At 65.0% G+C, this 2,509-nt stretch carries 1 protein-coding gene; it reads right to left on the bottom strand.

The genetic code is table 11. The annotated features are described in order from the left end of the window. Positions 1–155 precede the first annotated feature (155 nt). Positions 156–2,159, bottom strand: coding sequence for a serine hydrolase (locus tag C5E10_RS18685; protein WP_181062836.1), 2,004 nt, complete (start codon positions 2,157–2,159; stop codon positions 156–158). Between the last annotated feature and the right edge of the window lie 350 nt (positions 2,160–2,509).

Genomic DNA, 2,509 nt, shown 5'->3' with positions numbered 1-2,509 from the left:
TGAGATGTCTCACTGGCAGTTACAGGTTGCACGACGGACGAGACGTCAAGTGGGGGCGCGGGCTTGCTGCTCCCCGTCGAGGTCCGCCCCGTCGTGCCCGTAGATCGCACCGCGGGCGTCACCATCCTCGAGAACCACGGGGCAAGCGCCTGTGGTCAGTAGGTGATGCTCGGGAGAAGCAATCCGCCGACGACAGCCACGTACCCGAGTCCACAGAATGCGAGCGTCAGAACAATGCGTCCGGTGATGCGGAGGGTGTGTGCCCCTCTGGAGCGCCACGGCGAAGGATTCTCCGCGTTGTTCTCCGTTGGTTGCGCGCGGTGGATTGCGAGGAGCGCTGCGGGAAGCGCGCCCAGAACGGCCGCGAAGGTGAGTGCTTGTGCTGAACGCAGGATCACTGCGGACGGTGGAGCTCCGTCCGAGAGGAGCGTCGCCGCGACTGTCGCCCAGAGTATGCCCGCAAGCGCAAGCGCCAGGAGGGCGGCCGCTCGGAGGCGGCGCAGCAGTCGCTCCCGACACGGGGCTTCCTGAGCGACCTTGTACCAGCGACGGATGCCCCACCGCGCAGGAAGCGCGAGTACCGCGGCAGCAAGTACGGCGAGCGAGAGCGTCGCGATGATCGGCAACGCCGCCCGACTCGGCGACATCGGCTGGAGCGCGAACGCCGGGTTGAGGCCGATCGCGACCACGCGTCCGTCCTGCTGGTCGACGGCGAAGCGTCGTTGCCCATCAACCTCTTGCCAGACCCAGGGCTCCACCTCGACGAGATCCACGGGAGTTCCGGCCAAGTCGGTGACCGCCGATATCGTCACCGCATTGCCCGCGCTTGGAGACACTTCCACGGTGGAGAGGGCGGCGAAAAGGCGCACGAACGTGGACTCGCTGCGTCTCGACACCTGATAGGTGCCGACGATCTCGTCTGCATGCTCGGCTGCGGTCGTCGTTTCCACGACGGCTGCGTCGCGCTGGTCGGGAAAGTACCGGTCTGCGAACCCGCGAGACAGGGCGTCTCGGATCGCAGTCGACGCGTCCCCGTTCAACCCGGTGCTGTTCAGGGAGATGTAGACGCCAGCTTCGTCGTCTGGGTAGAGGTCGAGTTGCGCGTGGAACGCGGTGAGGTCGCCTCCGTGGCTGAGGATCCGGTGCCCGTTTCTGTCTGCCTCGAAGTAGCCCAGGGTCATGCGAGGTCCTGCAGCGAGACCGCCGAGCTCCTCGGTGCTGAGGGCTGGCTCGTGCATCTGCTCCAGAGTGCGTTCGCTGAGCAGCGGACTGCTGTCCCCGAGTTGCGCGAGCATGAACGCGTTCATGTCTGCAGTCGTCGCGGAGATCGCACCGGCAGGGGCGGGCGCGTTGATCTCGAACGGCACTTCGGCGGAGCCGGTGAACGAGTAGCCCTTGGACATCGACGACTGCATTTCATCGGGCAGCGGCTGGGCGAGCGTTGCTGTGGACATGCCTACCGCGTCGAAGACGTGCTCCTGGACGTAGTCGGCGTAGCCGACGCCGACGGTCCGCTCTACGACATACGCGGCGAGCCCGTTCGAGTAGTTGGAGTACGCGGGGGTCGTGCCAGGCTCTGCGATCTGCTCGGGCGGGTCGATCGTGACGGCATCGCGGAGCGATGTGGCATTCTCTCCGGGGCCAGCGATGACTCCGGCGATCTTGTCCTCGAAGCCGGCGGTGTGGGTGAGGAGATGACGGAGCGTGATGGGTTTCTCGAATGAGGTGTCGAGTGTGAAGTCGAGATAGTCCTGAACTGGCGCATCCAGGGCGAGACGTCCTTGCTCGACGAGCTGCATCACAGCTGTGGCGGTCACGATCTTGGAGATCGACCCGATGCGGAAGAGCGTGTGCTGTGGATCCACGGGCACCGGGTCCTCAGTGTCCGAGCCGGTGTCTGCGTAGCCATACCCGCGCTGCGTCATCACCTGTCCCTTGCTGACGACTCCAACCGTTGCACCAGCGATTCCCTCACGCTCGAGAGCGGAAGGGAGCATCCCGTCGAGCCACGCGTTCACGTCCTCAGTTGTGAGCTCGTGCGCGGCGCTCGTGAGGCCGACGGGCGCGGCTGCTGCGCTTGTCGCGCCGAGCATCGCGAGCACCCCTGTCAGGGCGATAGCGCTCAGGCCGCGAACGAGGAAAAGGGGAGAGCTGAGCAATTTTGATCCTTCAACGGAGTACATAGCTGACAGAGCGAGGCCGGAGTATCGACCGACCCCGAACGGGGGCTCATTGACAGACTTTCCCTCTAAACATAGGACCGGGATCGATGTGACGAAGCAACAGCCATATCCCCGTTCCTCCCGGGGCCTACTCGTCCTCGGGATCTCGACGGCTTCAGGCGACGCATTGCGCGTGCTGTCGGATGGCGGCCGAGGGTTCTCTAACCCAGTGAAGCGACCGCTTGTCTCCAGTCGCTGGAACACCCAAATGGCTAGACCAATCGGATTCGCGAGCAACCCGGGCGGCATCGCAAGGCACGCCTGCTCGATCCCATCCAGTCCTCGCG

It is taken from the genome of Pseudoclavibacter sp. RFBG4 (assembly GCF_002931515.1).
In the GTDB taxonomy this organism is placed as follows: domain Bacteria; phylum Actinomycetota; class Actinomycetes; order Actinomycetales; family Microbacteriaceae; genus Pseudoclavibacter.
Note: the sequence above shows the minus strand (reverse complement) of the source record. Positions and strands in the feature narration are given on the sequence as shown.